This is a genomic window from Bradyrhizobium sp. CCBAU 45394 (assembly GCF_028128655.1).
GTDB lineage: Bacteria > Pseudomonadota > Alphaproteobacteria > Rhizobiales > Xanthobacteraceae > Bradyrhizobium > Bradyrhizobium diazoefficiens.
In genome coordinates this window covers 1-3,082 of record NZ_LBIX01000096.1, presented here as the reverse complement: position 1 = coordinate 3,082, position 3,082 = coordinate 1, and the positions used below count along the sequence as shown (strand labels likewise).

At 67.3% G+C, this 3,082-nt stretch carries 2 protein-coding genes; both read right to left on the bottom strand.

Annotated elements, in window-relative coordinates; translation table 11 throughout:
- A partial coding sequence (locus WN73_RS12030) for a glycosyltransferase family 4 protein (protein ID WP_271552925.1) occupies positions 1-1,169 on the bottom strand: 1,169 nt, incomplete at its 3' end.
- Between the two features lie 2 nt (positions 1,170-1,171).
- Positions 1,172-3,082, bottom strand: a 1,911-nt coding sequence (locus WN73_RS12025) for an SDR family NAD(P)-dependent oxidoreductase (RefSeq protein ID WP_271552924.1), incomplete at its 5' end; no start/stop codon positions are given.

Below are 3,082 nucleotides of genomic sequence, written 5' to 3'. Positions count from 1 at the left end.
GCATAGGCGTTCATCGCGGTGGCGCGGTCGAACTTCGATGCCGCCTTCACCGCGCGCTCCGCCATGGCACTGTCGTCGGAACGCGACGCCGCGCGGATCGCCTCGGCGAGCTGGTCGGCGCGGCCCGGCGTCACGACCCAGCCGAGCCCGTTCTCCACCACCGTCAACGCAGCCTCGGCCTCCGGCTCGGACGCCAGCACCACGGGGCGGCCGACCGCCAGCAGATTGTAGAACCGGCTCGGCACCGACACCCCCGCAACGTCCTTCCGGTACGGAATGATCCAGAGATTGGCAGCCGCCAAAAACGCCTCGAGCTCGGCATCCTCGACCCGCGCCACGAAGGAGACATTGGGCAGGTTCGCGGCCGCCTGCAACTGCTGCAGCCGCGCAAAGCCGATGCCCCAGCCGGAGAGCAGGAAGTGAATATCCGCCTCGCCCTTCAGGAGGCGCGCCGCCTCGAACACGATCTCCGGGTCATGGGTGAAGCCGAGATTGCCCGACAGGCCGACGACGAAACGCGCGGGAATCGCCTTGCGGAACGGATTGTCCGGCGACAGCGGACGCGGCCCGGGCGCGATCGTCGCCCAGTTCGGGATGAAGCGGATCTTGTTCCGCCTCATGCCGGCATAGCTCAGCAGCGGCCGCTCCGCATCGCGGCCGATGGTGATGACGGCATTGAGCGCGCGGAACATCAGGTTGTTGGCGAAGCGCATCGTCCGCGTCACCATCGAACCGGGCTTCAGCAGGCCCGCCATCACCAGCACGTCGGGGAAGAGGTCGTGCATGATCAGCGCCGAGCGGGCGCCCTTGAGCCTTGCCGCGGCCGCCACCGCATAAGGCAGCATGAACGGTGCGGTGACGGTGAGCACGACGTCCCCTCGCTTCAGCTCCCGGACCAGTGCGAGGAACGTACGCGACGCGAACAGCAGCTCGGAGGCGCCGCGCCGCACCAGCGCCGCCTTCCCCGCCATCCGGTTCCTGATCGCGACGACGCGCGGCCTGCCCGGGCCGGTCTGCGCGGCCGGCAGCGCGCCTGGTGAGCCCGACAGCACCACGACCTCGTGGCCTGCGGCAAGGCGGCAGGCAATCTCGGCCATGATCGCCGCGGTCGTGCTCGTATCCGGCGGATAATGCTGGCTCGCGACGACGATCTTGCCTTGAGACTGCATGGTCAGGCCGCGGTCGACCCGAATTCCGGAACTGCATCCTTCAGGATGGTCCTGATGGTGGCGCGATCGTCGCGCGCGATCGCCTGCTCGAGCGCCGCGATCCACTTGCGCAGCGTCTGCATCGGCGGCTCGTTCGGCTGCGCGGCCATGATGCCGGCGACGCCGATCTCGCGGGTCGGCTCCTCGGAGGCGAACAGGATCTCGTGCAGGCGCTCGCCCGGCCGCATGCCCGTGAACACGATCTCGATGTCGTAGCCGGGTTGAAGGCCGGAGAGACGGATCATGCGCTCGGCGAGATCGACGATCTTCACCGGCTGGCCCATGTTGAGCACGTAGACCGAGACGTCCGACCGCTGCGTTCCGAGCGCATGCGTCGCCGCCGTGATGACGAGATCGCAGGCCTCGCGGATGGTCATGAAGTAGCGGACCATGTCGGGATGCGTCACCGTCACGGGGCCGCCGGCCTCGATCTGGGCCTTGAACTTCGGCACCACCGAACCGTTCGACGCCAGCACATTGCCGAACCGGACCGAGATCAGCCGCATCGGCCTGGCGCCGCCGCTGCCCGCGGAGAGATCATGGTCGAGCGCCTGGCAGTACATCTCGGCGAAGCGCTTGGTCAGGCCGAGCATCGACACCGGCTCGATCGCCTTGTCGGTCGAAATCATCACCATGGCTTCGGCGCCGGCGCTCTGGGCGGCGTCGGCAACGTTGATCGAGCCGAAGATGTTGGTCTTGACGCCCTCGCTCCAGTCGCGCTCCAGGATCGGCACGTGCTTGAGCGCTGCGGCATGGAACACGATGTCCGGCTTGAACTCGGCCATCAGGCGCATGATGCGCTCGCGGTCGCGGATGTCGGCGATGCGCCCTTCGACCGCAGCGGCCGAGCCCTGCGCGGCCAGCGTCTCCGTCACCGCGTAGAGCGCCGGCTCGGAATTTTCCACGATCAGCAGGCGCGCGGCGCCGAAGGCCACGACGCGCTCGCAGATCTCCGAACCGATCGAGCCGCCGCCGCCGGTGACGATCACCGCCTTGCCCCTGATCAGGGCTTCGAGCCGCGCATAGTCGATCGTCTCGCTCGGCCGCAGCAGCAGGTCCTCGACCGCGACGGCGGTGAGGCGGGGCGTATCGCCGCTCTCCAGCGAGGGCATGCGATTGATGATCACGCCCAACTTGCGCGCCCGCATCAGGATCGATTCCGGGTGCGCGTCCGGCTCGAATGCCGACGGCGTCATGATGAGGCGCGCAATCGGCTTGTTGCGCTTGGCAAAGTCGCCGATCACGTCCTCGATATCGTCGATGCCGCCCAGCACCGGAACGTTGCGGATGAACTGGCCGCGATCCGAGCTCGACGGCGACAGCACGCCGACCGGCCAGATTCGCTTGATCGCTCCGCTCTCGATGCCGCGGAGCAGCACCTCGGCATCGGCGGCGCGGCCGATCAGCAACGTCGGCGCGGCATCCTCGGTCCTCGCATGGCGCCGCACCCGCGTATAGCGGAAGTAGCGGTAGGTCATGCGCAGCGCGATGAGGAAGGAGATCTCGAGGAACCAGTAGAGGACGATCGTCACCTTGCCGAGGAAGAAGGCGCCGCGGACATTGGGGGCGACGAAGATGTAGTCGAGTACCAGGAGGGCAACCGTCAGCACGCTCGCGACGCGGATGATGTTCAGCGCGTCGGGCAGCGAGATGAAGCGCCATTTCGTCGTGGTCAGGTTGAAGACGAAGAAGACGACCACGCTGAAGGCGAGGAAGTAGGGCAGGATCTGGAACAGCAGCGGCAGGCGGTCGTAGAAGCCGTCGCCGCCTTCAAAGCGCAGATAGAAGGCCGCGAACAGCGCCGCGGTGGTCGCCAGCAGGTCGTGGAGCGCGATCAGAAAATTGCGCAAGGTGAGATGCGATAGACGCGTCAT